Annotated in this window: 29 protein-coding genes; 14 read left to right on the top strand and 15 right to left on the bottom strand. The window is 66.1% G+C overall.

The features are described from left to right. The first annotated feature begins 77 nt into the window (after nt 1-77). Both AC1DW3_RS02315 and AC1DW3_RS02310 read left to right on the top strand, forming a co-directional pair. Nucleotides 78-1,007 (top strand): VTT domain-containing protein, encoded by a 930-nt coding sequence (locus AC1DW3_RS02315; protein ID WP_477928205.1) that lies wholly within the window; start codon nt 78-80, stop codon nt 1,005-1,007. A gap of 93 nt (nt 1,008-1,100) precedes the next feature. Continuing rightward, the gene (locus AC1DW3_RS02310; protein ID WP_477928204.1) at nt 1,101-1,274 is read left to right on the top strand and encodes a hypothetical protein; all 174 of its coding nucleotides are present in this window, start codon (nt 1,101-1,103) and stop codon (nt 1,272-1,274) included. Nucleotides 1,275-1,339: 65 nt separating this feature from the next. Here AC1DW3_RS02310 and AC1DW3_RS02305 read toward each other — a convergent pair whose 3' ends face one another. After that, nucleotides 1,340-1,975, bottom strand: coding sequence for a response regulator (locus tag AC1DW3_RS02305; protein ID WP_056197556.1), 636 nt, complete (start codon nt 1,973-1,975; stop codon nt 1,340-1,342). Nucleotides 1,976-2,167: 192 nt separating this feature from the next. On the opposite strand from AC1DW3_RS02305, the gene AC1DW3_RS02300 reads away from it, so the two are divergent. Genes AC1DW3_RS02300 through AC1DW3_RS02290 form a run of 3 tightly spaced genes read left to right on the top strand, consistent with a single transcriptional unit; the run spans nt 2,168 to nt 3,424 of the window. Further along, a complete protein-coding gene (locus AC1DW3_RS02300; protein ID WP_477928203.1) occupies nt 2,168-2,434 on the top strand; it encodes a hypothetical protein in 267 nt (88 codons plus the stop codon). Beyond that, nucleotides 2,431-2,895 carry a BON domain-containing protein gene (locus AC1DW3_RS02295; protein ID WP_477928201.1) on the top strand — a complete coding sequence of 155 codons (465 nt, stop codon included), beginning with the start codon at nt 2,431-2,433 and terminating at the stop codon, nt 2,893-2,895. The genes AC1DW3_RS02300 and AC1DW3_RS02295 overlap by 4 nt, the downstream gene beginning before the upstream one ends. After that, the gene (locus tag AC1DW3_RS02290) at nt 2,888-3,424 is read left to right on the top strand and encodes a ferritin-like domain-containing protein (protein ID WP_477928199.1); all 537 of its coding nucleotides are present in this window, start codon (nt 2,888-2,890) and stop codon (nt 3,422-3,424) included. The genes AC1DW3_RS02295 and AC1DW3_RS02290 overlap by 8 nt, the downstream gene beginning before the upstream one ends. An 82-nt stretch (nt 3,425-3,506) precedes the next feature. Here the strand turns inward: AC1DW3_RS02290 and AC1DW3_RS02285 are convergent, their stop codons facing one another. Continuing rightward, nucleotides 3,507-3,995: a hypothetical protein gene (locus AC1DW3_RS02285; RefSeq protein WP_477928197.1), complete on the bottom strand. Its 489-nt coding sequence runs from the start codon at nt 3,993-3,995 to the stop codon at nt 3,507-3,509. Between the two features lie 226 nt (nt 3,996-4,221). On the opposite strand from AC1DW3_RS02285, the gene AC1DW3_RS02280 reads away from it, so the two are divergent. Beyond that, complete coding sequence (locus tag AC1DW3_RS02280; protein WP_477928196.1) at nt 4,222-4,848, top strand: BON domain-containing protein; 627 nt, start codon at nt 4,222-4,224, stop codon at nt 4,846-4,848. A gap of 92 nt (nt 4,849-4,940) precedes the next feature. On the opposite strand, the gene AC1DW3_RS02275 is transcribed toward AC1DW3_RS02280, so the two are convergent. Both AC1DW3_RS02275 and AC1DW3_RS02270 read right to left on the bottom strand, forming a co-directional pair. After that, the gene (locus tag AC1DW3_RS02275; protein ID WP_477928194.1) at nt 4,941-5,489 is read right to left on the bottom strand and encodes a hypothetical protein; all 549 of its coding nucleotides are present in this window, start codon (nt 5,487-5,489) and stop codon (nt 4,941-4,943) included. A 152-nt stretch (nt 5,490-5,641) separates the two neighbouring features. Then, entirely contained in the window at nt 5,642-6,187 is a 546-nt protein-coding gene (locus tag AC1DW3_RS02270; RefSeq protein WP_477928192.1) for a hypothetical protein, read from the bottom strand. A 171-nt stretch (nt 6,188-6,358) separates the two neighbouring features. Here AC1DW3_RS02270 and AC1DW3_RS02265 point away from each other — a divergent pair, with 171 nt between their 5' ends. Then, a complete protein-coding gene (locus tag AC1DW3_RS02265; RefSeq protein WP_477928190.1) occupies nt 6,359-7,102 on the top strand; it encodes a hypothetical protein in 744 nt (247 codons plus the stop codon). A gap of 20 nt (nt 7,103-7,122) precedes the next feature. Here AC1DW3_RS02265 and AC1DW3_RS02260 read toward each other — a convergent pair whose 3' ends face one another. Next, nucleotides 7,123-7,326 carry a YjfB family protein gene (locus AC1DW3_RS02260; protein ID WP_477928188.1) on the bottom strand — a complete coding sequence of 68 codons (204 nt, stop codon included), beginning with the start codon at nt 7,324-7,326 and terminating at the stop codon, nt 7,123-7,125. 110 nt (nt 7,327-7,436) lie between these two features. Between AC1DW3_RS02260 and AC1DW3_RS02255 the strand changes: the two genes are divergently transcribed. Then, a complete protein-coding gene (locus AC1DW3_RS02255; RefSeq protein ID WP_477928186.1) occupies nt 7,437-8,237 on the top strand; it encodes a substrate-binding periplasmic protein in 801 nt (266 codons plus the stop codon). A gap of 88 nt (nt 8,238-8,325) precedes the next feature. On the opposite strand, the gene AC1DW3_RS02250 is transcribed toward AC1DW3_RS02255, so the two are convergent. The 3 genes from AC1DW3_RS02250 to AC1DW3_RS02240 form a co-directional block, all read right to left on the bottom strand. After that, the gene (locus AC1DW3_RS02250) at nt 8,326-9,330 is read right to left on the bottom strand and encodes an ATP-binding response regulator (RefSeq protein WP_477928184.1); all 1,005 of its coding nucleotides are present in this window, start codon (nt 9,328-9,330) and stop codon (nt 8,326-8,328) included. Then, nucleotides 9,327-10,670 (bottom strand): GAF domain-containing protein, encoded by a 1,344-nt coding sequence (locus AC1DW3_RS02245; protein WP_477928182.1) that lies wholly within the window; start codon nt 10,668-10,670, stop codon nt 9,327-9,329. Before AC1DW3_RS02245 ends, AC1DW3_RS02250 begins: the two co-directional genes overlap by 4 nt. 195 nt (nt 10,671-10,865) lie before the next feature. Then, entirely contained in the window at nt 10,866-13,490 is a 2,625-nt protein-coding gene (locus AC1DW3_RS02240) for an excinuclease ABC subunit UvrA (RefSeq protein ID WP_477928180.1), read from the bottom strand. A gap of 189 nt (nt 13,491-13,679) precedes the next feature. Between AC1DW3_RS02240 and AC1DW3_RS02235 the strand changes: the two genes are divergently transcribed. The 3 genes from AC1DW3_RS02235 (at nt 13,680) to xth (ending at nt 15,666) form a co-directional block, all read left to right on the top strand. Beyond that, nucleotides 13,680-14,258 carry a cysteine hydrolase family protein gene (locus AC1DW3_RS02235; protein WP_477928179.1) on the top strand — a complete coding sequence of 193 codons (579 nt, stop codon included), beginning with the start codon at nt 13,680-13,682 and terminating at the stop codon, nt 14,256-14,258. A gap of 2 nt (nt 14,259-14,260) precedes the next feature. After that, nucleotides 14,261-14,788 (top strand): DUF421 domain-containing protein, encoded by a 528-nt coding sequence (locus tag AC1DW3_RS02230; protein WP_477928178.1) that lies wholly within the window; start codon nt 14,261-14,263, stop codon nt 14,786-14,788. A gap of 107 nt (nt 14,789-14,895) precedes the next feature. Beyond that, on the top strand, nt 14,896-15,666 hold the full coding sequence (gene xth / locus AC1DW3_RS02225) for an exodeoxyribonuclease III (protein ID WP_477928177.1): 771 nt from the start codon (nt 14,896-14,898) through the stop codon (nt 15,664-15,666). Nucleotides 15,667-15,719: 53 nt separating this feature from the next. Here the strand turns inward: xth and AC1DW3_RS02220 are convergent, their stop codons facing one another. From AC1DW3_RS02220 to AC1DW3_RS02190, 7 genes are all read right to left on the bottom strand, one after another. After that, on the bottom strand, nt 15,720-16,412 hold the full coding sequence (locus tag AC1DW3_RS02220; RefSeq protein WP_477928176.1) for an esterase/lipase family protein: 693 nt from the start codon (nt 16,410-16,412) through the stop codon (nt 15,720-15,722). Between the two features lie 181 nt (nt 16,413-16,593). Then, nucleotides 16,594-17,160, bottom strand: a complete 567-nt coding sequence (locus AC1DW3_RS02215) for a DNA-3-methyladenine glycosylase (RefSeq protein WP_477928175.1) — start codon at nt 17,158-17,160, stop codon at nt 16,594-16,596. 40 nt (nt 17,161-17,200) lie between these two features. Next, nucleotides 17,201-17,386: a DUF3606 domain-containing protein gene (locus AC1DW3_RS02210; RefSeq protein ID WP_477928174.1), complete on the bottom strand. Its 186-nt coding sequence runs from the start codon at nt 17,384-17,386 to the stop codon at nt 17,201-17,203. Nucleotides 17,387-17,458: 72 nt separating this feature from the next. Further along, nucleotides 17,459-18,010, bottom strand: coding sequence for a hemerythrin domain-containing protein (locus AC1DW3_RS02205; protein ID WP_477928172.1), 552 nt, complete (start codon nt 18,008-18,010; stop codon nt 17,459-17,461). Nucleotides 18,011-18,181: 171 nt separating this feature from the next. Next, entirely contained in the window at nt 18,182-18,691 is a 510-nt protein-coding gene (locus AC1DW3_RS02200; protein WP_477928170.1) for a DUF4142 domain-containing protein, read from the bottom strand. A 254-nt stretch (nt 18,692-18,945) separates the two neighbouring features. Beyond that, nucleotides 18,946-20,280, bottom strand: a complete 1,335-nt coding sequence (locus AC1DW3_RS02195) for an MFS transporter (protein WP_477928168.1) — start codon at nt 20,278-20,280, stop codon at nt 18,946-18,948. A gap of 2 nt (nt 20,281-20,282) precedes the next feature. Next, nucleotides 20,283-21,302: a LacI family DNA-binding transcriptional regulator gene (locus AC1DW3_RS02190; RefSeq protein WP_477928166.1), complete on the bottom strand. Its 1,020-nt coding sequence runs from the start codon at nt 21,300-21,302 to the stop codon at nt 20,283-20,285. A gap of 205 nt (nt 21,303-21,507) precedes the next feature. Between AC1DW3_RS02190 and AC1DW3_RS02185 the strand changes: the two genes are divergently transcribed. The 3 genes from AC1DW3_RS02185 to AC1DW3_RS02175 are packed head-to-tail and all read left to right on the top strand — an operon-like array spanning nt 21,508 to nt 25,138. Beyond that, the gene (locus AC1DW3_RS02185) at nt 21,508-22,653 is read left to right on the top strand and encodes a glycoside hydrolase family 88/105 protein (protein ID WP_477928164.1); all 1,146 of its coding nucleotides are present in this window, start codon (nt 21,508-21,510) and stop codon (nt 22,651-22,653) included. A 20-nt stretch (nt 22,654-22,673) separates the two neighbouring features. Further along, nucleotides 22,674-23,936 carry a DUF2264 domain-containing protein gene (locus tag AC1DW3_RS02180; RefSeq protein ID WP_477928162.1) on the top strand — a complete coding sequence of 421 codons (1,263 nt, stop codon included), beginning with the start codon at nt 22,674-22,676 and terminating at the stop codon, nt 23,934-23,936. After that, nucleotides 23,936-25,138 (top strand): DUF4861 family protein, encoded by a 1,203-nt coding sequence (locus tag AC1DW3_RS02175; protein ID WP_477928160.1) that lies wholly within the window; start codon nt 23,936-23,938, stop codon nt 25,136-25,138. Before AC1DW3_RS02180 ends, AC1DW3_RS02175 begins: the two co-directional genes overlap by 1 nt. The last annotated feature ends 6 nt before the right edge of the window (nt 25,139-25,144 follow it).

The following is a 25,144-nucleotide window of genomic DNA, read 5'->3' as shown; positions in this document are numbered from 1 at the left end:
ATCAACTACATCACGATGGTTGCCTGGGCTGCTGACATCAGCGAGTTGTCGTTCCGACTATCCTCACCAGCCTCGACATGCTGAACGACCTCTTTTCCCAATACGGGCTGCTCGCCGTGGCCCTTGCCGTGCTGCTGGAGCAACTGGGCGCACCCGTGCCGTCCACGCCGGTGCTGCTGCTGGCGGGCGTGGAATCGGCCACGCGCGACGGTTTCGCGCTGCAAAGCTTTGCCGTCGCGACGCTGGCGGCGCTCGTGGCCAACGGCTTGTGGTTCTGGGCCGGGCAACGGCTCGGGCGGCGGGTGCTGGCGACGCTGTGCCGCATTTCCATCTCGCCGGACAGCTGCGTGCGCCAGAACGAGGCCAGCTTTGCCCGCCGCGGCGTGCTGACCCTGGTCATCGCCAAGTTTGTGCCGGGGCTGTCCATCCTGGCGCCGCCGCTGGCGGGCGCGCTGGGCATGCCGGTCTCGCGTTTCATCGCCTGGAATCTGCTCGGTTCGGCACTGTGGGCCGGCGTGGCCATCGGCGTGGGGCGGCTGTTCCATGAGCAGATTGACGAGCTGCTGCACGCACTCAGCCATCTCGGCGGCGTCGCCCTGGCGCTGGCGGGTGTGGCGCTGGGGCTGTACCTGGTCTGGCGGCTGTGGCGGCGCGCCCGCGTGCGCCGGGAGCTCGAGCGTTTCGAGCGCCTCGGCCCGGCCGAAGCCCTGGCCTTGGCCCAGCAGCGCAGCGACATCGTGTTTGTCGACGTGCGCGCCTGCTCGCCGACCATGCCGCTGGCCAGCCGCATCCCCGGCGCCCGTCATCTCGACATGGGCGCCTTGGGCGACGCAGCCCTGGCCGATTGGCCGGCGGCGGCCGTCTTCATCACCTATTGCGCCTGTCCTGCCGATGCTTCGGCCGTGCGAGCGGCCATCTGGTTGAAGCAGCGGGGCCACCAGGCCCAGGTGCTGCGCGGCGGCATCGATGCCTGGACCCAGGCGGGGTTGGCACTGGAGCCGGGGTGACGCATTTCACGAAGCCTGGGTTGTGTTGAATCTAGTATTAACCCTATAATGGGGTTAACCCTAGTGCATACGGCCACAAGCCACCCAAGCCCCATGGAACTGATCCACAACCTCTTCTCCTCCCTGCGCAGCGCCCTGACGCTGGAAACCCAGTCTGACGTCGACGAGAGCTATCTGTCGGACGCCATCGACCACGCCGACCTTGAGCGCCGCATTGCGAGCCAGTCACGCGCTTCGTCGACGAGCCCGCTGAACATCGGCCGCTGAGCCGAACCGGCTGACAAGAACAAACGGCCCCGTCAGGGGCCGTTGTCATTTGCAGGCCGCCCTTCTTACTGGATCAGCCCGTTCTTCAGCGCGTAGTAGGTCAGGTCGCTGTTGGTCTCGAGCTTGATCTTTTCCAGCACGCGGGTGCGGTAGGTGCTGACGGTCTTCACGCTGAGGAACATGGCTTTGGCCATGTCGCCCACCGTCTCGCCCTTGGCCAGGCGCAGGAAGACCTGCAGTTCACGCTCCGACAGCGACTCGTGCAGCGGCCGATCGGAGCCGCCACCGGCGACGCCGTCGGCCAGCAGCTCGGCCACGGCCGGGCTGATGTAACGGCGGCCGCGCGCCACCGTGCGGATGGCGTTGGCGATCTCCTCGGGATCGCATTCCTTGTTCAGATAGCCGCTGGCACCCTGGCGCAGCAGCGCCGTGGCGTAGTGCGTCTCGGGGAAGCCGCTGAGGATGAGGATGGGCAGTTCGGGGAAGCGCGTCTTGATGGCCGACAGCGCGTCCACGCCGCTCTGGCCCGGCATGGAGATGTCCATCAGCAGCACATCCACCTCGCCGGTGCGGGCCAGTTCCAGCGCGTCGCGTCCGTTGCCAGCTTCACCCGTCACGCGCAGGTCGACGTTCTCGCCGAGGAACTGACGCAGACCGGACCGGACGATGGCGTGGTCGTCAACGATGCCAATGCGAATCATGTTGCGCTCCGAATCAGTTGTGAGGATGGGTAAAGCGTAGCGACGGCAAATGGCGTGCGCGATCAGCGCTGTCCTACAAAGGGTATAGGCCGGCCGCTTGTCCTACGGGCCTTCGCGGGGGCGGCCGGCAGTCGCAGAACCAGGGTTTTTGCATAGTCAGCTCATGGCCGTTCAGGCCCCACGGAGCGAGCGATGAAGACCCTGACCGACAACCTGGCGCGCCTCATGCCTCCACCGCCGCTGTGGCTGATGCTGGCGACGACGGTCGTGCTCAGCGCTGCGTTGTTGATGGCCTTCATCGACATCCTCCGGGAGCATGTTCGCCATGGCGAGGAGGAGAGGCGCCAGTGGCAACGAGTCGGCCTTGTCCGACAGCCGATAGGCACCGTGGCTGCCGCGGCGCAGCAAGCCAAGCCTCCACAGTTGGCCACATCGTTTTCCCAACAGCTTCAGCGATGAAGAAAGGACGCAAGATGAACCGCATCACCACCCTCCGCGCGCCGCTGATCGGCGCTCTGGCTCTGGTTGCCGCCCTGGCCGCCTGCAGCAAGCATGACGACGAGCGCACGGCCGGCCAGAAGCTCGACGGCGCGATTGCCGACGCCAAGCAGGCCGGCGCCGAAGCCAAGACCGACGCCCGCCAGGCGATGGACAAGGCCGAGACCAAGTTGAAGGACGCGACGGCCGCCGCCTCCGAGGCCGCTACCGACGCGGCCATCGTCACCAAGATCAACGCCGCGTTGATGGCCGATGACAGGCTGAAGGCGACCAAGATCGACGTCCGCGCCGAGGAAGGCCGCGTCACGTTGACGGGCACGGCGCCCGATGCCGGCTCGCAGGCGCGCGCCACGACGCTGGCCTCCGCGGTCAACGGCGTGCGCTCGGTGGACAACCAGCTGGTGGTGGCGCGCAATGGCTGAAGGCCACCGGCCCCTGCAACTGGATGAGTCCGGTCTGCGCGCGGCCCGCATGGACCTCGGCGATGGCGCCGTGACGCCGGCCTACGGGCCCTGGCGTGAGGACATCGTCAATCTGCTCAATGGGGCGTTGGCGACCGAGATCATCTGTGTGCTGCGCTACCGTCGCCACCACTTCATGGCCTCGGGACTGGAGTCGCCCAGCATTGCCGCGGAATTCCTTGTCCACGCCAATGCGGAACTGGGCCATGCCGACCGGCTGGCCCAGCGCATCGTGCAACTCGGCGGCGAACCGGACTTCAATCCGGTGGGCCTTCCCGAGCGCAGCCACGCGGGCTACGACGAGGTGAACGACCTCAAGGCCATGATCAGGTCCAACCTCGTTGCCGAGCGTGTGGCAGTCGAGACCTACCGGCAGATGATCGGTCTGGTGGGCGACAAGGACTCCACGACCCGGCGTCTCCTGGAGGACATCTTGGCGGATGAGGAAGAGCATGCCGACGAGCTGAAGGACTGGATGGCGCGAGCCTGAGCCAGAAGCGCAGTGCTCGTTTTGCGCGCCGCCCATCGCCTCGATGTGGCGGCGCGCCGCATTGGATGCCCAGCATCGTTCATCACCAGCTTGCCGAATAGCTCAGCATGACGCGGCGAGCCTGCGGGCGCAGCGTCAGCCGGCTTTGAGCGCTCAGCTGGTAGGAGAAGGCGCCACGCAGGCCAGCCAGGCCATCGCCCTTGGGGCGCTCGAAGGCCATGCGCGCGGCCCAGCCGCTGTTGCGTTGCCAGACCGGTGTCTCGACGCCGCCGCTGAAGCGACGCGAGAAGTCATAGCTCACGCCGGCCCACAGCGCTTCACGCACGGAGGCTTGAGGCCCGAGCTGGACGGGTGAGCGCAGTTGCTGCTCCAACCCCAGTTGATAGCGCCAGCGCGAGCGTTCGTTCTGGCGGCTCAGCCATTGCGGGTCGCGCCAGTTCAGCTCGGGGTCGGGCGCTGCGGACGACACCGCCGCACCTGCCAGGCTGATGCCACCGGTGGGTGCGCCCTGCGCATGACCACTCTGAGCCAGTGACAGGCCAAGCAGCGAGAAGAGCAGGCGGAAGTTCATGGCGGCAGCGGCTTCAGGGGTGGTGAAGTCGATGATGGGCGGCGACCGTTTTGCGCCGTGTCGGCCTGCAGCGGCAGCAGGTATCGGACAAAGGGAAGCCGTCATGAGCGCGATGACGCCGCGGCGCGCGGTCCTACAGCGGGCGCTTGCGCCCGCTGATGGGCCGCGCAAAGGCCACCGGCCAGACTTGCTGCGAGAGGCCCGCCGGGCCTATCAGGAGATCGCCATGAGACCCGTCACAAGCGCCCCTGCCGACGACTTGCGCGAGCGTCTGCCGCCCTACGGTCAGCCCACCGATCCCAACATCAAGCCGCGCCGCTGGCGTGCAGATGAGCGGCCGCGGCGGCGCTCCAGCGCCGGTGCCTGGCTGCTTGCGCTCGGGCTGGGTGCCGCCATCACGGCGGTCGCCGTGGCCACGCTGCAGGACTCGCGCAGCCCTGGCACCCAGCTCGACGATGCGATCGCGAACGTGCGCGACTTCGGCCATCGCATGGGCCAGACAGTGACGGATTCGCAGCATGCCGCCGTCGAGGCCTCGCGCAATGCCGTGGATGGCGTGGGCACTGCAATCGACGACACGGGCATCAGTCTCAAGGTCAAGACGGCGTTGGCCGCCGACCCGGCGCTGAGCGCCCCGCGCATCGAGGTGACAACGACGGATGGTGTCGTGCGCCTGGACGGCCCGGCGCCGGATGCGGCCGCCAGGGATCGCGCCACCGTGCTGGCGGGTGCGCCGCAGGGCGTGCGCGGCGTGGACAACCGGCTGACGCTGCCGCAGGCCGGCCGCGTCGTGGCCGTGGCCGAAGGTGTGCCGCGCCTGCCGGCCGACGCTGCGGCCAGTGCCGTGCGCTGAGCACACGCCGCCCCGACAAAAAAACCGCCGGCCCTGGAGCCGGCGGTTTTGCCATCAGCCCCGCCGCGCTTGCGCGGGCGGGGCCTTTTCCATCACTGGAAGTAGCGGGCCTTGGCGCTGGCCTGGCAGCTGTCCTTGGTGTCACCGGACAGGGAGTCGCAGCGTTCGTTGGCGACCTTGTAGTCGGCCTTCAGCTTGGTCTCCATCGCATCGGCTTCTGCCGAGGCGATCTTCTTGTTGGCCTTCAGATCGGCCTTGGCCTTGTCGTGCTCGGCCTTGGCTTCGGCGACGCAGACGTCCTTGGCGTTGCCGGACTTGTCATCGCACATTTCCTTGGCCAGCTTGAAGCGCGCCTCGTAGCGTGACTCCAGGTAGTCGTTGTGATCCTTGACCGTGCCGGTGTACTGGTACTCGAGGTTGGCGAGGGCCACCTTCTCGTGGGCCTTGGCGCGCTCGGCGCACACGTCCTTGGCATTGCCTGCCAGCGAACTGCACTTGTCTCGCTCGGCCTTGAACATGGCCTTGACTTCATCCTTGGCCTGCGAATAGACGGGCTTGGTCAGATTGGCCGAAGCCGTGCCGGCCAGGCCGATCAGCGCGAGGGCACACAAAAGGCGGGAGGTGCGGATTTGCTTCGTCATGAGGATCTCCTTTGGCTTGATGGGTGGCAGCGTCATGCCCTCAACAGGGCAGGTGCCACGCCGCTCAGCTTAGGAATCCGGGCCCGTCGGCCACGTCGGCGCTTGGGCCTCGCAAAAGTCGGACAAGGCCGCGTGGACGAAGGCGGCGAACCTCAGAAAAGGCAGCCCTGCAGGTCTGCCGGCACCGATTGCAAGGTCCAACGGTCGATGATCTCGTAGCCGTACTCGGCGTTGCTGCCGCCGACGACGAGCAGCACTTCGCGGATTTGCCAGGGGATGGGATCGATGTAGATGGGCTCCAGGGACTCCGGTGCCCGGTAGCTGATGGTCAGGTGAGGCGTGTGCCCCGGGCCCTCGCCGCATCCCTCGCGCAGCAAGGCGGCCAGTACCGACTCCAGCACATCATCGAAACCGGGTGGCCGGCCTTGGCCGAAGAAGGCCCAGTGCTCGCGGCCGCCGATGCGGTTCAGGACCATCGTGAAAGCCTCGGCCGCAATCTGCGCGCCAACGCGTTTCAGCGTGCTGCGCATGGAGGGCGTGTCCGGGTAGCGGTCCGACCAGGTCTGATGCCAATTCGAGGCCGGAAACATCGCGTCGCCGAGGCGCAGGTCCAGGCCATGCCTCTCGACGGCGGCCGACATATGCCGTTCCACTTCGACGGTGGGCTGGGAGATGAGGAGCAGTCGGGGTGTCGGCATGGCGGTCCTTGTGAATACTGTGTTTGTATACAGTAATTCATGGGGCCGCGCTTGTCCAGCCCGGGCGCCATCAAACCCGCCTCATCGCACCAGGGCCGGTTTCGTCGCATCCGCCTGACCGGAACGCTGGTGCCGCCTAGATTGCACGCCTTTCAACCGCGAGGGCGCTGCATGAACACCGTGAAGCATGACTGGTCGAGACGGGGCGCGCTCGGCATGTTGGCGGCGGCGCCTCTGGCGGCCACGCGGGCGCTGGCGGATGCCCAAGGCGAGCTGCTCGTGCTGTCCACGCTGTATTCGCGGCACAAGGCCATCGCCGCCTACGATCTTGCCGTGCTGCGGCAGGTCATCGTGGCTGTGAAGCCGGATGTGCTGGTGCTGGATGTGACACCCAGCGAACTGCGCGGCCGCAAGGTCTGGCCAGGCAAGGTCGAGTACACGGATGTCGTCTTCCCCTACCTCGATGCCACGGGCGCCAAGGGCTTGGGCTCGGAACCGGACGAAGCCCTGTTCAGCCAGCTCACTGGTGTGGCGGGCCGCGCATACAAGGCCTTCGGCGAACAGAACCCGGCCGGCGCCAAGGCACTCGACGATCTGAAGCAGGCCACCTACCGGGCCATGGCCAGTGGATGGCGCTCCGCCGCCGACGTGAACAGCGAGAAGACGGACCGGCTGGTGGCCGCGCTGCGCGAGATCGAGGAGGGGCTGGTGGGCGAGGGCGCCGCGAACGTGCAGGCGCAGTGGGATCGGCACCATGCGGAGCGCCTGCGCGACGCCGTGCGCGCCCACCCTGGCCAAAGGGTGCTGATGCTGGTGGGTATCGAAAGCCGCTACCGCGTGCTGCGCGAGCTGCGGTCGGCGGGCGGGATTCAGCCCGTCGAGTCAGAGGCGTGGCTGCGGCGCGCCGGACTTTGAGGAGTCGCTGCGCGGCGCCGTCAGGCGAAGGTGTTCAGGTTGCGGCCCAAGGAACCTTCGGTCGCCAGTGCCGGCTGCTGCGGCAGCGCGCTGAGCAGGGCCATGGCGCCGGCCGCCTGCACGTCGAGCGCCTTCCTGAGCACCAGCAGGCCGACGGTGGTGGCGGTGTCGCCCTGGGCGGGGCTTGACGCGATGCTCACATTGCTGACGTTGGTGAGTTCCATTCGCCTGCTATCGGCAGGTCCGGCCCAGACTTGAGCCTTTTCGCGCCTGGACCGCAGCGCGCGCAGAAGCCGCAGATACTCGGTCGGGGTTTGATGGGCACCGAAGGCGCATGGGCAAGGTCAGCAAGTGGGTGGTGGCGGGATGCCTGGCCGCAGCGGGCGCGCAGGCACTGGCGCAGCCGGCCGTGTGCGGGCCCTACCGCGTGGCCCTGTACGAGTACGGTTCGCTGGCGTTTCGACGCGCAGGGGGCGGTACGGTGGGCATCGATGTCGACATCGTCAACGAAGTCGCCCGCCGCACGGGCTGCAAGTTCGAAACCTTTGTCGATTCCCGAGTCCGCACCTGGACCGACCTGGCCCATGGCAGCCTCGACATGACGGTGTCTGCCATCGAGACCGAGGAGCGCAACAGCTTCGCGCGCTTCGTGATCTACATGAGCGGGCGCAACCGGCTGCTGGTTCGAAAGGGCCTGCCCAGCCCGGTCCTGACATTGGACGCATTCGCGGAAGACAGTCAATTGCGGCTGGCGGTGGTCAAGGGCTTCAAGCATGGCCCGCAGTGGGACCCCTGGATCGCCAGGCTGCGCCAGCAGGGGCGAGTGGACGAATACGCCGACGCCAACATGGCGGCCCGGCTCGTGGGCCTGGGTCGCGATGCGGCCTTCCTGTCCGAACCCGTCGTGTGGGGGCGAATCCTTGCGGACAGCAAGCTGCAGGGCAGGGTCACGGTCATCGATGGCTTTCCGGCGGACAACTACGCTGCGGGATTTGCGCTGTCCAGGTCCAGGGTTCGCGAGGAAGACGCCCGCAGGATCGAGGACGCCATCGCCGCCATGCGGGCTGACGGCAGCCTCTACAGGATCTTCAGCGCCTATCTGTCTCGCAGCGAGGCCTTGAGTTCCATGCCCTGAGCAGGGCGGGCGCCCGGTGCATGGCGGCTTCGATGCGCCGTGAAATCTTGCGTCTCGACTGGCGACCTCCAGGCGCCAGCAAGGGCTCTTACGCGAGTCCCATTTCCTGTATCGCCCGCACCAGCGCAGAAAACTCCACAGGTTTGCGGAAATGCATGAGAAAGCCTGCGTCAATCGACTTGCGCTGGTCGGCCTCGCGAGCAAACGCCGTCAACGCGATGGCGCGGATATTCCCGCCCTGATCCGCCGGCAAGGCCCTGACGCGCTCCAGCAGCTCGAAGCCTGTCATCTCAGGCATGCCGAGGTCGGAAACGAGCAAGTTCACCCCGGAACTGGGCAGCACGGCAAGCGCCTCGGCGCCAGTGGCCGCCGTCACCACCTGCGCCCCCTGCAGTTCCAACGCACGGGCGACCATCTCGCGCACCGTGTCGTCGTCATCCACAACCAGAATTCGCGCGCCGGCGAGCGAGGTTCGATCAACCGCGCCAGGGTCGGGTGAGGCGCTGGCGAGACTTCGCGCATTGATCAGCGGCAACCGCACTGAAAAGCGTGCACCGCGGTCCGGCCCGTCGCTGTGCACGCCTACTTGGCCGCCATGCAGTTCAACCAGGTTTCGCGCGATCGACAAGCCAAGGCCCAGCCCGCCATGACGGCGCGCCATTGAACCGTCCGCCTGGCGGAACCGCTCGAAGACGAACGGCAGGAACTCGGACGAAATGCCGATGCCGGTATCTTCGACCACGATCTCCGCGACCTCGGCCGTGCAACGCAGCGCCACGTGCACCTCGCTGCCACGGGGAGTGAACTTAACCGCGTTGGAGACCAGGTTCGTCACCACCTGCTGCAGTCTCACGGCGTTGCCCATCACGGCCGCGCCCTCGTGCATCGTGACGTCTGTCGTGAGCCGCACGCCTGCACGGTCCGCTGCAGGCAGCAATAACTCGACTGCCGCAAGCGTGAAGCTCGCCGCGGAGACCGGCGCGACATTCAGGATCAGCTTGCCGGTGGTGATGCGGCTCATGTCGAGGAGGTCCTCGATGAGCTGCACCTGTGCCTTCGCGCTGCGCTCGATGACGTCGATACCTTTCTTCAATTCAGCGTCTTGCTCCGCGCCTTGCGGCGCAGGATGTGCACCCAGCCGGTGATGGCGCTCAGCGGGGTGCGCAGCTCATGGGAAAGTGTTGCCAGGAACTCGTCCTTCACCAGGCCCGCTTGTTCCGCCGCCAGGCGGGCGGTGCGTTCGCTCTCCAGCAACTGGGTCCGCTCACGCATCGCGTCGCGAGAGGCGGCGTAGAGGCGCGCGTTGTCGATGGCGATGGCAGCCTGGCTGGCGATGCCTTCGGCGATCCGCTCACTGCGCTCGGTGAAGACGCCGACATTGGCATGGCCGAAGAACAAGCCGCCCAGCACTTCGCCCGAGCGGCTGATCACGGCTACCGCGAGGTAGCTGCGCACCGGCAGATGGCCTGCCGGCATGCCACGGTGGGGCCCCCATTGCCCGTAGCGCGGATCGGCCATCACATCGTCAAGCCTGATCGTCGGTTCGCCGCGGAAGGTTGGGCCGAACATGGGCGTCGGGCGAGGATGCCCGAAGTTCTCGAACTGCTTGCGGTCGGCGCCGGGCAGCGTGTACAGCAGATAGGCCTCGCCATCGTCGTGGACGCCGTTGTAGAAAAATGCGCCGAACTGCGCGCCCGTCAGCGATGTCGCTGCGTCGGTCACGCGCTGCAGCAGGACGCCGATGTCCAGCTCCGCCGCCAGCGCGGCGCCGGTGCGGTTCAGAGTCTCCAGCGTGCGCGCCTCTTCGCGCAGGGCGGCCTCGGCCCGAGTGCGCTCCAGCGCCTCCCAGCACCGGGAGACGACGACCTTGACGAGTGAAATCTCCTCGTCGCTCCAGTGGCGCGGCACGCGCTGATGGACCGCCATGGCGGCCACGAAACGACCGTTCTTGTGCAGCGGCACGCAGATGACGGACTGGATGCTGGTGCGCACATAGGCGGTGCGATCGGTGCCGGCCGTGGCGGGGTCTCGATCCACGTCGTGATTGACATAGGCCTGGTCAGCGCGCATCAGCCTCAACACCGCTTCGCCGAAGTCGGCGAAGCGGTAGGTGCCCACGATGCTGGGCACGCCGTCGTTGAAATCACCGAGGAGGTCGAAGGTGTCCTGGTCTTCGCGCACCGTGGCATACGCGCAGCGATTGACGCCGAGATGGCGCCCCAGCAGCTCGGCGGTGATGTGCATCACGTCCGCCGGATCGACGAGTTCGCGGGTGGCCTGCGCCAGCGCATCAAGGAAGGCCAGGCGCCGCGAAGTCAGCACCTTCTCCGTGGTTTCTGCAAAGGTCACCAGCACGCCGCGGGCTTGGCCGAGCTCGTCGCGCACGGCGCTGTACGAGAAATTGAAGTAGACGTCCTCGCCGTGGTTTCCCACCGAAAAGCCCTGACCCGCGCGGCCATGTCGCCGCGGATGCGATCCAGCGCCAGCGGGGCGGAAGACAAGTCCATGCGCTCCAAAGATCGCGGCCACGCACGCGTGGCCTGCAGGGCGAATCAGAGTGTAGGCTTTCGGGCGGCGGCACTCGTCAGGCGCCCTGCAAGCGCTTCGACATGCACGCTGCCGCACTACTCAGCGCAGCGCCATGGCGATATAGCGTCCAGTGCGGCTCTGCGCCTCCGCGGCGATCGCTTCCGGGGGGCCGGCGCAAACGATTCGTCCGCCCTCGGCCCCGGCCCCCGGGCCGACATCGATGACCCAGTCGCTGGCGGCCACGACGCGCATCTCGTGCTCGACGACGACCACCGTGTTGCCGGCTTGCACGAGACTGTTGAGCTGGGCGAGCAGCTTGTCCACGTCCGCCGGGTGCAATCCGGTGGTGGGCTCGTCCAGCACGTACAGCGTCTGGCCGCGCTGGGCGCGCTGCAGCTCGGTCGCGAGCTTGATGCGCTGGGCCTCGCCGCCGGACAGCTCAGTAGCGGGCTGGCCCAGCCGCAGGTAGCCCAGGCCGATCTGCTGCAGCAGCGTCAGTGGCCGTGCCAGCGCCGCGTCCTGAGCGAAGAAGGCGGAGGCTTCATCCACCGTCATGCGCAGCACGTCGGCGATGCTTTGCTCGCGCAGGCGCACCTTGAGCGTCGCCTCGTTGTAGCGGGCGCCGTGGCAGGTGGGGCAGGGCGCGTAGACGCTGGGCATGAAGAGCAGCTCCACGCTGACAAAGCCTTCGCCCTCGCAGGTCTCGCAGCGGCCCTTGGCGACGTTGAACGAGAAGCGGCCCGCGTCATAGCGTTTGGCCTTCGCCGCCGGCGTGGCGGCGAAGAGCTTGCGCACGTGATCGAACAGGCCGGTGTAGGTCGCCAGATTGGAGCGCGGTGTGCGGCCTATGGGCTTCTGGTCGACGCGCACGAGCCGGCGGATGTGTTCCGCGCCGGCGACGATGTGGCCGTGCGTGACCTCGCGCGCCGCAACGTCGGAGTCGTCCTCCTCATCGGTCTCGGGCAGCGGCGGTTCGTGGCCCAAGGACTGGCCGACGAGGTCCACCAGCGCCTGGCTGACGAGGCTGGACTTGCCCGAGCCCGAGATGCCGGTGACGGCCACGAAGCAGCCGAGCGGGAACTTCACGCCCAGCCCGCGCAGGTTGTTGCGCGTGACGCCGGCGAGCTCCAGCCAGCCGCGTGCCTCGCGCCGCGCCGGCCGTTCGGGCCGGGCCTTTGGAAACAGGTAGGCAGCGGTGCGCGACGCGGCCACGGCCTCGAGCCCAGCCGGCGGCCCGCTGTACAAGACCTCGCCTCCACGCTCGCCGGCTTCGGGGCCCACATCCACCAGCCAGTCGGCCTCGCGCATCAGTTCCACGTCGTGCTCGACGATGAAGAGCGAGTTGCCGCTGTCCTTCAGCGCCTTCAGCGCACGCAACAGCGCCTCGCCGTCGGCAGGATGCAGGCCGGCCGAGGGCTCGTCCAGCACGTAGATGACGCCGAACAGGTTGGAGCGGATCTGCGTGGCCAGCCGCAGGCGCTGCAGCTCGCCCGAGGAGAGCGTCGGCGTGCCGCGGTCCAGCGACAGATAGCCCAGGCCCAACTCGTTCAAGGTGGTGATGCGCTCCAGCATGTCGTGCGCGAGCCGCTGCGCCGCGATGCGCTTCTCTTCGGACTGCTCGGGTGTGCGCCTCACGTCCGGCGCCGCCGCATGGGCCTTGCCACCGGCGGCGACGCGCTGGGCGGCGTGCTGGCGAGACGTGTGGTGACTGATGCCGCGGCCCTGGCTCGCGTGGGCTTCACCGCGAGCGGCCGGGCCGAGCACCGAAGCCAGTTCGCGCAATGGCAGGCGCGCCATCTCGCCGATGTCCAGCCCGGCGAAGGTCACCGACAGCGCCTCGCGCTTGAGCCGCTTGCCCTCGCAGGTGGGGCAGTCGCTGGCGATCATGTAGCGGGCGACGCGGCGCTTCATCAGCGCGCTCTGCGTCGTGGCGAAGGTGTGCAGCACGTATTTGCGCGCACCCATGAAGGTGCCCTGGTAGCTGGGCTCCATGCGGCTCTTGAGCGCGGCGCGGGTCTCGGCGGGCGTGAAGCCTGCGTAGACCGGCACGGTGGGCTGCTCCTCGGTGAAGAGGATCCAGTCGCGCACCTTCTTCGGCAGGTCTTGCCAGGGTTTGTCCACGTCGTGGCCCAGCGTGACGAGGATGTCGCGCAGGTTCTGACCGTGCCAGGCCGGCGGCCAGGCGGCGACGGCGCGCTCGCGGATGGTGAGCGAGGGGTCGGGCACCATGGACGCTTCGGTGACCTCGTAGACGCGGCCCAGCCCGTGGCAGCTGGGGCAGGCCCCCTGTGGCGTGTTGGGCGAGAAGTCCTCCGCGTACAGCATGGGCTGCTTGGGCGGGTAGTGGCCGGCGCGCGAGTACAGCATGCGCAGCAGGCTGGACAGCGACGTGGCACTGCCCACGGAAGAGCGCGCGCTGGGCGTGCCGCGCTGCTGCTGCAGGGCCACGGCCGGCGGCAGGCCGTCGATGGCGTCCACCGCGGGCACGCCGACCTGGTCGATCAGGCGGCGCGCATACGGTGCGACGGACTCGAAGTAGCGCCGCTGCGCCTCGGCATAGATGGTCGCGAAGGCCAGCGAGGACTTGCCTGAGCCCGACACGCCGCTGAAAACCACCAGGGCGTCGCGCGGGATGTCCACGTCGACGTTCTTCAGGTTGTGCTCGCGCGCTCCGCGCACGCGCACGAAACCGGCAAGGCTGGGCGGCTGGCGTTTGGACGTCACGGCAGTCAGGGCGGATGGTGGAAAAACGCGGGCGCCCTCATGGCGCCGCGACACAAGATTAAGCAGCCCTCGCGGGCTGCATGTCAGACAAGGCCGCGGTTACGGCGGGCGATGCGTAACTGCCGAGGGGCGCGGGTGCCACGCTCCAGGGCGGGAACGCGTGTTGCCAGTACCGCCGCTGGAGACGACATGAGCAAGATCAGGACTGACGACCTGCAGCCCAGCAAGACCGTCTTGCTGCTGGTGGACTTCGTGAACCCTTTGAATTTCGATGGTGCGGCAGAGCTGGCCCCGTCGGCGCTGGAAGCTGCGAAGCAGACGGCCAAGCTGCGCCAGCACGTGGCCGCCGATGGCTTCCGCACCATCTACGCGAATGACAACTACGGCCAGTGGACATCCGACTTCAAGGCGCTCTGGCGGCACTGCCACGCCACTGCGGGCACCCCCGGAAAGATCGCCAAGCTCATGGCCCCCAAACGCGACGACTTCGCGCTGTTGAAGCCGCGCCATTCGGCCTTCTATGCCACGCCGCTGGACTTGCTTCTGAATCAATTGCACTGCAAGCGGCTCATCGTCACCGGCATCGCCGCAGACAGCTGCGTACTGTTCAGCGCCATGGATGCCTACCTGCGGGGCTACTCGGTTTGGGTTCCAGTCGACTGCGTCGCCGCCGAGTCTGCTGACGCGCGGGACAGCGCGCTGCAACAGATGGCGCGCGTGCTCAAGGCTGACATCAGGCCCTCCGAAGCGGTCCGATCTAGAACGTAGCTATGAACTTGGCAGAACTGTTCTCGATTCACGTGTCGCCGCTCGAATTGTTCGCGCGGGGCACGTTGATGTACTGGTTCTTGCTGTTGATCTTCCGTTTCGTGCTGCGCCGCGATCCCGGGTCGTTCGGCGTGGCGGACATCCTCCTGGTGGTCGTCATTGCCGACGCCTCTCAGAACGGCATGTCTGGCAGCTACCAGACCGTGGCGGAAGGTTTCGTCCTCGTCGGCACCCTGGTGTTCTGGAACTACGCGCTCGACTGGGCCAGTTTCCGGTGGGAGGCCGTCCGCAAGCTCACTGAGCCCGACCCGCTGCAGCTCGTCAAGGATGGGCAGATGCTGATGCGCAACCTGCGCAAGGAGTTTCTGACCCGCGAGGACGTGCAGGCGCAACTGCGCCAAGCCGGTGTCGACGACGTCTGCAAGGTGCGAGCAGCCTTCCTCGAAGGCGACGGGAAACTGTCCGTCCTGAAGTTCGATGAAGAGGGATCCCAGCGCCAAGACAAGGACGAAGGGCCGCCCGGGGCATAGCTCGGCGCGCTGTCCCGGCAGTCGTCTCCTTGCGGTCCGCGGTAGATTGCTGATCCGGTTTGCAACTCAACTGCCGGGCACGTCGCCCGCACTTCCCGGTGTCTTCCATGCGCATCGCCACCTACAACATCAACGGCCTGAACGCCCGCCTTCCCGTCTTGCTGCGCTGGCTCGAGAAGACGCAGCCCGACGTCGCTTGCCTGCAGGAGTTGAAGTCGCCCCAGGACCGTTTTCCAAGAGAGGAGCTGCAGGCGCTCGGGTATGAGGCTGTCTGGCACGGCCAGAAGAGCTGGAATGGTGTCGCCGTCCTCGTGCGCGGCCGGGCGCCCGTGGAGGTCCAAAGAGGGCTGCCGGATGACCCGGACGACACCCAGAGCCGCTACCTCGAGGTCAATGTGGGCGGCCTGAAGGTGGTGTGTCTGTACCTGCCGAACGGCAACCCGGCCCCGGGTCCCAAGTTCGACTACAAGCTGCGCTGGATGGAGCAATTCATCCTTCATGCCGCGGGGCTGATTCAAGGCGACATGCCGGTGGTGCTGGCCGGGGACTACAACGTGATCCCCACCCCGCGCGACGTGTACAAACCGGAACGCTGGGTCGATGACGCTCTGTTTCGCACCGAGACGCGCGAAGCGTTCGAGCGGCTGATTTCGCAAGGCTGGACGGACGCGATCCGGGCGCTCCATCCCGACACCACGATCTACACCTACTTCGATTACTTCAGGAATGCCTTCCAACGCCACGCCGGATTGCGCATTGATCACCTGCTGCTGACCCCATCGCTTGTGCCCCGGTTGCGCGCAGCGGCCGTGGACCTCGAAGTCCGCGGCTGGGAAAAGTCCAGCGACCATGCGCCGGTGTGGATCGAGCTGGACTGAAGTCTTGCGAATCGAATTCGCTGCGCCGAACAACGGGCAAGGGCGCGCTTTCATCAACCGGTGCAAGGGGCCGCATTCGCGCCGACCTGGCGACTTGAATCGGTGAACGGTCTCCACTGGCCGCGTGGCTGTCTGAGCCGGTCGGCAACCACTTCAAGCACCTTGGCGTTCCAGCCCATGCCGCAATGGCTGCCTTCCACCTCGACGTTCTCTGTGTCGCGGCGGCGCCCGGGCTGTATGCAGGCCTGCCAGGCCACCACGCCGTCGGTGCGGCTGTAGATGGAGGTTGTGGGCACCTCGGGGGCCGTCCGCAATTGCTGGCGCATGGCACTGTCGAGAACGGGCTTGCGCCCATTCAGCAGCCGGTACACGAGGGCCGCGTGTGTGTCGTCGTTGCCGCCAGCGAACGGCGTGCCAATCGTGATGACCTGGCGCACATTCGTGCCAAGCCGCTTGGCGATTTCCCGCGCATAGATCCCGCCGAGACTCCAGCCGATCAGGCTGACATCCAGCAAGCCGTCCGTCGGCAGCGCAGCCACGTGTTCAGCCAGTTCATCCAGCCATGCGTTGGGCTCGCCCTGAGGGCCGGTGTTGAATCCTCGGCCCCAGTCATGCGTCTCGTAGCCGAGGTCACGGCAGAACGAGATGAGCGGCCCCGTGGCGTGTCTGTCTGATGCCAGGCCGGGAAACACCACGACGGCATGGCCGTCCCCGCGCGCGATCCCCGAAGAATCCATCACGCGCATGCGCGCATATTCCCAAGCCGCTCGAAGTGGCTCCAGGCCCAACAGGGCCAACGAGGGTGCCGACGCTGCAGAAGCGGAATCCAATCGTGTCATTGCGATCTCCATGTTGCATTGCAGCAATGTGCCGCGACATGGCAATACGCATCGTGCGTCGAGGCGCACTTGCAGGGTCAGACGAGACCTACTGGGAGAGGCTGCCGATCTGGCCGAATCGCTTGCTGAGATAGGGAGAGTCGGCGACGCCGAACCGCCAGGGCCGATGGGTGGCTTTGGTGATGCCGATGCGGGCACCGACGGCCAAACGGACCTGCGTGGGAGGCTCAAGCAGTTCGAACGGTGGTTGGTTCAACGGCAAGCCGTCGAAAGACCGATCAATCGCCAGGGCCTGGCCGACCCGACCTGGCCCGGCGGCCAGCAGTTGCATTTGCCGAACGCCACGGCGTTCGCGCATCAACTCCAATCCGCGCGTCGGTTCGATCGCGCGAATGAGGACCGCCGCACCGTGGCCGGCCTCCCGACAGACAACGTTCAGGCACCAGTGAAGGCCGTAGCTCAGGTAGACATAGGCTCTGCCGGGTGGGCCGAACATCGTGGCGTTGCGTGGTGTCGGTCCCTTGAAGCTGTGCGAGGCCTCATCGTCGACGTCGTAGGCCTCGGTTTCGACGATCACGCCGCCGATGCCGTTCACCAGCAGCGTCCAGCCGACCAGCTGTCTTGCCACGGTTTCCGGACCTTGCGCAAAGTCCATGTGTCACCCACGCCGCCGTCAGTTGTGTGCCGGCAGTGGGTCAGCTGCGCTTGCCTTTCAGGTGCTGCTCCACCTCGGCGGCGCGGTCGCCTACCGCGGCAACCGCCTGCTTCAGCTGTTCGGTCGTGACGCCGAACTTGGCGGCCCAATCGCGCAGCTCATAGTCCTCGTTGACATTGATGCGTTGACGGTCCTGGCCGCCGGTCTTTGCCTTGTCGTCTGCCATGTTGTTGCTCCGGCATGTTGATGTCGGTGGAGGAGGGCAAGGCCCGGATGACTAGGCCTTGTCGCAAGCCGGTCAGTGCGGGTCGCCGGCCTGGCCCATCAGTTCTGCCTTCCGCGCGGCGATCTCCTCGCCGATCACATCCAGGTCGAGGTCGGACTTGCGAATCTTGGGGAACATCTCGCCTTCCTCTTCCTTGACATGATGGTCGATGTACTCACCCAGCACCTTGACCTTGGCGTCATACAGCGGATCGTCAGGCGAGCCGGCCTCGATCTGAGCAATCAGCTCCTTGGCGCTGGCGTGCTCCACGTCGGCCTCGTCGACCAGATCCTCGTCTTCGCCCAGCACTTCGCGGGCGCGCGGGTAGAAGAGTTCCTCTTCCGCGGTTGCATGGGCGGTCAGCATCACGCAGATCTGCGCGGCGACGATCTGCTTCTCTCCCGGGTCAGCTTCAGCTTTGACGAGTTTTTCGTAGGCCTTGAAGAGCGCCTTCACCTCGCGGTGGTCGGTGATCAGGAGGTCGATCGCGTCGGGAGCTTCGCTGCCACGCGCCTTTGAACCGGTGGCGGGTTTGGTGGATGCGCCCTTGGACGCCTTGGCTGAGGTTTTCGTTGCGGTTGGCATGTGATTTCCTACTGGCTGGTGGCAAAGCGCGCCGCCCGATGCAAGCCGAGCGGCGCGGGGTTCAAATGGCGCTTTCGTGCCTTTTCAAGCTTCTCCATCGGCAAATTTCATGCCCTGAAGCAGCGCCAGTGACAAGGTACTCACGATTCGGCAATGAGCTGCTCGACAGCCTTACTTTTTGGGAGCGACGCTCAAGGCCTGGGCCATTTCAAGATGATGACGAAGGCCCGGCAGCGTCTTTTCCGCCCAGGCCTTCACCTCGGGGTCCTTGGCGTTCTTGGCGGCGTCCTCGAACAGCTTGATCGTGCCCTTGTGCGCATTCACGCCGAAGTGCTTGGCGTAGCGCTCGTCGAATTTGTCGTTGTCGCCAGCGTCAATCAGCTTGAGCTCGGCCTTCTGCTTGATCGACGGGCCTTCCGGGAGCTTGACGCTCTTCTTCGCGGCCAGGGCCTTGAGTTCGTCGGCGACCTTCGTGTGGTCGGTAATCATGGCGTCGGCAAACGCCTTCACGTCGGCACTTTTTGCCTTGGATTGGGCCAGCTTGCTCGCCTCGATCTCCGCGGCACCAGCGTGCGCGGCATCCTTCATGAATGACTCGTCGGACTTGGCGTGGGCTGGCAACGCCACCAGTGCGGTGAGCGTGAGGAGAGCGATTGACAGTAGATGTTGAACACGACGCATGGAAGCTCCTTCATGGAAAAACTGCGCTGCAGCTGCGACGCCGTTTTGGGCAAATGACGTTCCCGTTGACCAAGCTGCCGACCTCAATCGGGAAAAAAAGAAGCCCTGGAGCAGTGATGCTCAAGGGCTTTTCGGAGTTACTGGGACGACGCGGGATCGCTCAGGATGATCGGTTGGTGGAGAGGAGGAGGATCGAAATCGTCCCTGCAAGGCTTGCAGCGCCTGGTAGGTCCTGCCGGCGTCGGGTGCTGTGCCTATCGGATGGCGATCTGCATGGCAAGACGGCCTGCCTGCAGCCGCAAGAGACACAGCACGCACAGCAGCGAGAACACCGTTCCTGCAAGCAGCGTGTAGCGATAGTCATGCTCGGACAGGTCGAGCATTGGCCCCTGGATGCTGCTGACAAGGATGGTGCCGAAGATGACCATCAGGTCTTTGGTCGAGTTGAACTGCACGAAGCTGGCGCGAGGAAACAGCGCCATTGGCATTGAGGCGGCGGCCGTGAACCAGGCGCCTGAGATCACCACGTGGGCGAAGTAGAAGGCGCGGAAGCTGGCGGCGTCCGACACCATGGCGAAACCGGCCGCGGAGATGGCGCAGTACACCGTCATGATGACCACCGAGACCCGCAGTGCGCCAAAGCGATCAGCCATGGACCCGATGGCAAAAGCCGACACGATGGACACCGCATAGCCTGCCGCCGTCAACGCGCCCAGCGTGGTCTTCTGAATGCCGGCCGCGTGCGCATAGTGCAGGTAGAAGGTGTTGAAGGGACTGAAGGTGACGCTCGCCAGCACGAAGGCGGCGACGGCCCACCCATAGGGGCGATAGCGGAAGCAGGCCAGCACATGATCGAGTGGAAATCTCAGCCGGCTCCCGGTTCTGACCGCGGAGGGGGTCTCGGGCGGCAAGGGCGTTTCCTTCAGCATCAACGCCATCGCGAGGATAGGCAGGCAGAAGAAGAGGCCGACGCCGATCAGGACCTCGCGCAGATAGTGGTCTGTGAGCGCGAAGATCCAGTTGTGGTACGCGATGCCGATCGTCAGGCTGACGATCCGGAACACCGCAAAGAAGCGACCGAGTAGGCCCGCGGGCACGAGGTCGTTGACGAGGCCGTTGAACAGCGAGAAAGCGCTGATGGCGGCGCAGTCGAATGCGGCCCAGAACAGGCTGAACAGGACGAGGCGGCAGTTGTGCAGGCCGGGTGACCAGCCGCCCAGTGCGGCGTCGAGCGAGCCCGCCAGTGTGGGCGACGCGGCCAGGCCCACCATGGCCAGAAGACCGGTGGGCGCGGCAATCATCAGGAAGGGCTTGCGCCTGCCGAGGCGGCTGCGGCAGCGGTCCGAGTGATAGCCGGCCAGCGGCACCAGCAGCAAGCTCAAGGCGGCGGGCACGGTGGACAGCAGCAGCGAGATCGTGGTGTCGGACGCCGCATGCCGGCGCAGCAGTTCGAGCGCGCTCGGCACGGCCGCGCGCTCGCGCATCGAGACGCCGAAATCGCCGCACAGCAGCCAGAGCAGCAGGACGGCCAGGCCGGCAAGGCCGGTCGACAGGACGCTTCGGGCGCTGGCAGAGCGCACGTAGTTCATCGTCAGCCGCGCTGCGGGACTGGACCGGTCGATTTGCGCACGATGAGCTCGAGGGGCAGGGCGATCTTCTTCGCCTCCTGGCTCTGGCCCTCGATGAGTGCCATCAGTTCCCGCACGGCGCACGCACTGAGCTCTACCAGCGGCTGGCGCATCGTGGTCAGCGGGGGGTGGATGTGGCCGGAGATGGCGATGTCATCGAAGCCGACGACCGAGATGTCGCCCGGCACACGCAAGCCCTTGCTGTGGATGGCATCGATGGCGCCGAACGCCATCTCATCGTTGGCGGCAAAGATGGCCGTTGGCGGCTCGGACAAGGACAGCAGTTGCTGGGTGGCCGCGTACCCGCCGCTTTGAACGAAGCGGCCGGTGACGATCAATGCCGGATCGACGGCAATCCCGGCAGCGTTCAATGTTTCGACATAGGCGGCCTGGCGCTCGCCGCTCTGGCCGGTGTGATGCGAGCCGGCGATGAAGGCGATGCGACGGTGGCCCAGTGAAAGCAGATGCTCGACGGCCAAGCAGGCGCCCTTGCGGTTCTCTACGACGACGACCGGCAGCTTGGTGCTGCGTGCCTCGAAGTTGACGAAAACGCAGGGCAGTTGGCGCTGTTCCAGCTCGGCAAGGTAGCCGTCCTCGACGTTCGGCATGGGCAATATCAGGCCCGCGCACAGGTTGGCCAGCATGTCGCGTGTGCCCGCGCGTTCCGGGCCGTCGAAGCGCTCGGCATTGAAAAGCACGATGTCGTAGCCACGGGCGCGGGCCTCGTTGCTGATTTCCCTGGTGATCTCGTGAAGCGCGAGTGAGCCGAAGTTGTTGACGAAGATGCCGATCAGCCGGCTCTCCGCGCCGCGCATGCGTCGCGCCACCATGTCCGGCGCGTAGTTCAGCTGTGCCGCGGCTTCCATGATCCGCGCCCGCGCGTCCTCGGAGACGTAGCCCTTGCCGCGAATTGCGCGCGATGCCGTGATGGGGGCGACGCCAGCCAGTTTTGCTACTTCACTGAGCCTGCTCGGTTTGGGCATAGATCGACGTAGAAATTGGATACCTAATGTGGTCACGATACCACATTCTGTGATGGCAAGGATCTGTTACTCCGTATAAACCCCCAGTCGCTGCGGTCTCGCGGCGCGATGGAAGAAAACTCTTTGTCTGTGATCACCAGTATGCTAACGTGACCATATTCGCTTCCAATGATGGGCTGGCATTGCTCATCAGCTGCACTCCGCAATGATCAGACTGAAGAATCACGTGACTGGCCTGTTGTTTGCGCTGAGCCTGGCGCTTGGCGGTTGCGCCAATGCGCCCGCCAAAAGTGGGGCCGGCAGTCGCAGTGACGTGCTTGCCGCGATCGACAAGGTCAATGCCTATTGGCAGGCGCGCACGCCGGCGCAGGAAAGTCCGTTCTGGAACGTGGCGGCCTATCACACCGGCAACATCGAGGCCTATCGGGTGACGGGCAAGGAAAGCTACCGGCGCTATTCGGAGGCCTGGGCGGAGCACAACCAATGGGCGGGCGCGAAGTCGCAGGACAAGGCCAACTGGAAATACAGCTATGGTGAAACCGACGACCACGTGTTGTTCGGTGATTGGCAGATCTGTTTTCAGGTCTATGCCGATCTCTACCAGCTCGACAAGGATCCACGCAAGATCGCCCGCGCCCGCGAGGTGATGGAATATCAGATGAGCACCGCCAATAAGGATTATTGGTGGTGGGTGGATGGGCTTTATATGGTCATGCCCGTCATGACGAAACTCCACAAGATCACCGGCAATCGTCAATATCTCGACAAGCTGTACGAGTATTACAGCCACGCCGGCGGCATCATGTACGACCCGGCCGAGCAGCTCTACTACCGCGATGCCAGATACGTTTATCCGAAGCACAAGAGCGTCAACGGGAAGAAGGACTTTTGGGCGCGCGGCGACGGCTGGGTGTTTGCCGGGCTCGCGAGAGTGCTGTCGGACTTGCCCCAGGACGACCCGCATCGCGGCGAATACATCGAACGGCTGCAGGCCATGGCGGCGGCGCTTGTGCCGCTGCAGCAGCCCGAGGGCTACTGGACGCGCAGCCTCATGGACCCGGCCCACGCGCCCGGGCCCGAGACCAGCGGCACCGCGTTTTTCACCTACGGCCTGCTCTGGGGTATCAACAACGGATTGCTGCCGCGCGACCGATATCTGCCGGCCGCGCAGCGCGGCTGGCATTACCTGACGACGGTCGCCATGCAGCCGGACGGCAAGCTGGGCTATGTGCAACCCATCGGTGACCGCGCGATTCCGGGTCAGGTGGTCGACCAGAATTCCACGTCGCACTTCGGCGTCGGCGCTTTCCTCCTTGCCGGGGCGGAAATGGCCCGCCTGCTCGATAAATGACGCTGCCGCCAGGAGGTCCTATGGAACGTCGCAATTTCATGCGCGCAGCGGCCTGTGGGTCAGCCCTGCCGGCGCTGCTGGGCGCGGGCTCTGCGGGCTCTGCGGTGTCCGCGGGGGCGCCCGGCCAGGAGCGTGCCTACCTGCTGGACCTGCTCCGGCAGATGGCCGAGCCGGTGCTGGATCCCATGTCCAGGGGCGAGCTGAAGAAGAAGTTCGTGCTGGAACTCAGCCCCACCTGGGACGGTCGGGACCCGTCGGTTGCCTATCTCGAATGTTTTGGCCGCCTGATGTCGGGCATCGCGCCCTGGCTCGCGCTGCCGGCCGATGCCACGCCCGAAGGCAGGTTGCGCCAGCGCCTGCAGCAGCAGGCCCTGCAAAGCTATGCCAACGCGGTCGACCCCAAAAGCCCCGACTACCTGACCTGGAAGGGCCACGGTCAGGCGTTGGTCGATTCGGCCTACTTCACCAATGCCTTGATGCGCGCCCCCAAGGTGTTATGGGAGCCGCTCGACGCCACCACCAAGGTCCGCATCGTTGCCGAGATCAAGGGCCTGCGCCGCATCGAGGTGCCCTACATCAACTGGCTGCTGTTCGCGGCGATGAACGAGGCCTGGCTGTTGTCCATCGGCGAGGAATCCGACCCGATGCGCATGAATGGCGCGATCCGCAAGATCAACGAGTGGTATGTCGGCGACGGATGGATCAAGGACGGCCAGGACTTCCATTTCGACTACTACTGCTCCTACGTCATGTACCCCATGCTCCTCGAGATCCTCGAGGTGCTGGCGGCCAGGAAGGCGCCGTTCTGGAACGCCAAGCCGGAAGACCTGCTGGCGCAAGCCACCAAGCGCGCGCAGCGCTACTGCGAACACCTGGAGCGTTTCGTGGGGCCGGAAGGCAGCTACCCGCCCATCGGCCGCTCGCTGACCTACCGCACCGCGGTATTCCAGCCACTGGCCTTGCTTGCCTGGCGCAAGCAGCTTCCCGCCTCGCTGCCCGAGGGGCAGGTCCGTTCGGCCCTGCACGCGGCCCATGTCGCCATCTGGGGCGGCCCGGGCAACTTCAGCAAAGATGGCTTCCTCACCATCGGTTTTCGCGGCCACCAGCCCGAGCTGGGGGACTGGTACTCGAACAACGGCAGCATGTACATCGCTGCCGCCGGTCTGCTGGCCTTGGGCCTGCCGGCCAGCGATTCCTACTGGACCGCGCCGGCGCAGGACTGGACGCAGAAGAAGGCGTTCAGCGGCAGCAGGTTTCCCAAAGACTACGCGGTGAACTATTGATGTGGCGTGCCATCTTCGCCGCAGGGCTGGCCTTGGCGGCGCTCGGTGCCGAGGCGGCCGAGCGCATGGTCATCACCGTCCGGCATGAGCTGAAGGCGGCGCGTCCGGCCGAGACGATCACGATCCCGTGGGCAGAGGTTGCCCGGCGCCTGCCGGGGGCGCTGATGCTGCAGCTGGCCGTGCGTGATGCCAGCGGCCGCCTGTTGCCCTACCAGGTCACCAATGTGGCGCCATTGGCGCGGGACCCCAAGGGCGCGGGCATCGCCTACGGTGAGCTGATCTTCCAGCACGACTTCGCGGCGGATGAGCAGAGCGCCCGCTTCACCGTCGAGAGGAGCACCACGGTGGCGCCGCCGTTTCCGGTCAAGGCGTTTGCCCGTTATGTTCCCGAGCGCCTGGACGACTTCGCCTGGGAAAACGACAAGATCGGCCACCGCACCTACGGGCCGGCACTGGCCGAACCGGCGCCGCCGGGCAGTGACAAGGAAGTCCTGGTCACGAGCGGGCTCGACATCTGGTTCAAGCGGCCGTCCTATCTCATCGTCGACCGTTGGTACAACAAGGGGCACGACCACTATCACCGGGAAGAGGGCGAGGGCCTGGACATGTACGCCGTCGGCCGCACGCGTGGCGCGGGCGGCACCGGCATCTGGAATGGCAGCCGCCTCTTCACCAGCCGCAACTACTCCGCCTGGCGTGTGCTGGCGAACGGGCCCGTGCGGGCCGTCTTCGAGCTGGACTACGCGGCCTGGGACGCGCAGGGTGTGTCGGTCAGCGAAACCAAGCGCTTCACGGTCGACGCAGGCCACTATTTCGACACGGTCGAAAGCACCTTCACCACCGCCAACCCGCAGGAGCTCACCGTCGCCCTGGGCCTGAACAAGAAGCCGGCCTATGCCGAGCAGACGCCGGAGGTCGCCACCTACCGCGCGCCGGACACGCTGATGCAGTGGGTGCGCCAGCGCAGCGCTGGGGACTTCGGCGCCGCCATCGTCCTGCCGGGTGCGCAGGGCTATGCAGCAGATGCCGACAACGAGCTGATCCTCGTCAAGGCCAGGACCGGGCAGCCGCTGCGCTACTTCCTGGGCGCGGCGGCCAGCTGGTCCGGCGAATTCCCCGCGGCGCCGGCCTGGCAGGCCTATGTGGAGGCCTATCGCAAGCGCGTGGCTGCGCCAATCCGCGTTGAAGTCGGCGCGGAGTAGCCACCA

It is taken from the genome of Roseateles sp. P2_H4 (assembly GCF_056403315.1).
Note: the sequence above shows the minus strand (reverse complement) of the source record. Positions and strands in the feature narration are given on the sequence as shown.